This is a genomic window from Candidatus Weimeria sp. HCP3S3_B5 (assembly GCF_052064335.1).
GTDB lineage: Bacteria > Bacillota > Clostridia > Lachnospirales > Lachnospiraceae > Weimeria.
This window is the reverse complement of sequence record NZ_JBQHVU010000060.1, coordinates 1-1,592: the sequence shown is the minus strand read 5'-3', so window position 1 is coordinate 1,592 and position 1,592 is coordinate 1. Positions and strand designations below refer to the sequence as shown.

Genomic DNA, 1,592 nt, shown 5'->3' with positions numbered 1-1,592 from the left:
GAGGCTTCATCAGTTTGTGTGGGTAAGTAGTAGCCTCGGCTACACACCCTATCCTTGTTCTGCTTGACTGCCAACTAGCTGGTTGGATGCCCTGTGTCAAGGGTTTCTGCGAAGCGGCGCTTGCGCCCTTGATACAGGGGAGGCAATCAGCTACGCTTCAACAGGCAGAACAAGATTATGCTCCCAAGGCAGACGAACTTCTATGTCGGAACACCTAAGCATGATCATATCGAGCATGTTATCTATGTTCCTGAAGCCGTAAGCCATGTAGATTGACAACTTAATCTTGCGATTGGTAGCTTCAACGACTGCATTTGTCAGATGGTATTCCATAGTTGCAAGTATGGCATCGTAGTGACGCCTGATCTTTCGCTGAAGTTCTACAAATACTTTAATCCGACAATGCTGTGCCCATTTGATCCATCCGTCCAGTTCGGTTTTGGCGGTTTCTACATCCTTGCATTGGAAAACGAGTCGTAGCTTTTCTTTAAGCAGATAAGCCCGGTACAAACGCTTATCCGATACGGCTATGAAAGCAAGTTGCGCTTCCTGTTTTTCAGTGAGATGCTCTGGAGCCTTGCCGAGAGCATACCGTGAGCCCTTTAGATCCTTAGCGGTAGTGTCTTTCTTAGGGGTATCCTTAGTAGGACGACCGGGCTTCCGCTTGGGTTCTGCCTTTGCTTTCTTCTGGGCTTCGCGCCATGCTTCACGGCGTACTTCATCGAGAGCCTCTGTAGCCCATTGAACGACATGGAAGGGATCTATACACCGCTCAGCCTGAGGACAGAACTCGTCCATACATTCCTGTATCCATTTGGCTCCATCACCGGATACAAGCTTTATCGAGGCGAGCTGCTTCTTTGTAAGAAGTTTGAAGAACTTGGTGAATATAGTTTTCCCGTGTCCTTCATGAGCCCAGATAACCTTGCCGGTATCGTGGTTTATTACAACGGTGATGTACTTGTGTCCCTTCTTGTAGCTGGTCTCATCCACGCCGATGTTGACGAGTCCGACAAACCTTTTGGATGGGTCGGGATCAAGTTTATTTTTCATCCTGCTGATGATCGGTCCTATTGTGTTCCATGATATTCTCAGCAGGGACGCAACGGCTGTTTTGGAACAGTTCATAGCAAGCCATGTGGCAAGCTCCTCGAACTCTTTAGTAAAGCGTGAATTATGCATCGCCCACGGAACAGCAGCTGTCACCACTCCATGCTCGGGGCAGTCCACACGAGGTTCATCCGCTACGATATACACCTTGTTTGTATTCCAATCGCAGGTACGCCATGATCGTTGTCTGCGACCTTTGTCGTAGCAGGGAGACTTTCTCCCGCAAATGCCACATCGGCACTGTTCTCCCTTAGTGGGATGGACCATAATCGCAAACGAGCCATCAGGTAAGATTTTCATATCATCGATGGCGGTATGCTTGACATTAAGAACAGCTTTGAGTATCTTTTTGGTGAGCATACATTTACCTCTCTGTACTATAGATTTTTTTTGGCGAAAAAATTGTACAGGAAAATGTATGCTTTTTCAATATTTACAAGGGTTACAGCGTTTTAGCTACCCACACAAACTGATGAAGAGCC

The 1,592-nt window shown here is 47.3% G+C and carries 1 protein-coding gene; it reads right to left on the bottom strand.

Features of this window, described 5'->3' with window-relative positions; translation table 11 throughout:
• Nucleotides 1–150 precede the first annotated feature (150 nt).
• Nucleotides 151–1,470, bottom strand: a complete 1,320-nt coding sequence (locus ACTNCK_RS11675) for an ISL3 family transposase (protein WP_441082897.1) — start codon at nt 1,468–1,470, stop codon at nt 151–153.
• Nucleotides 1,471–1,592 lie beyond the last annotated feature (122 nt).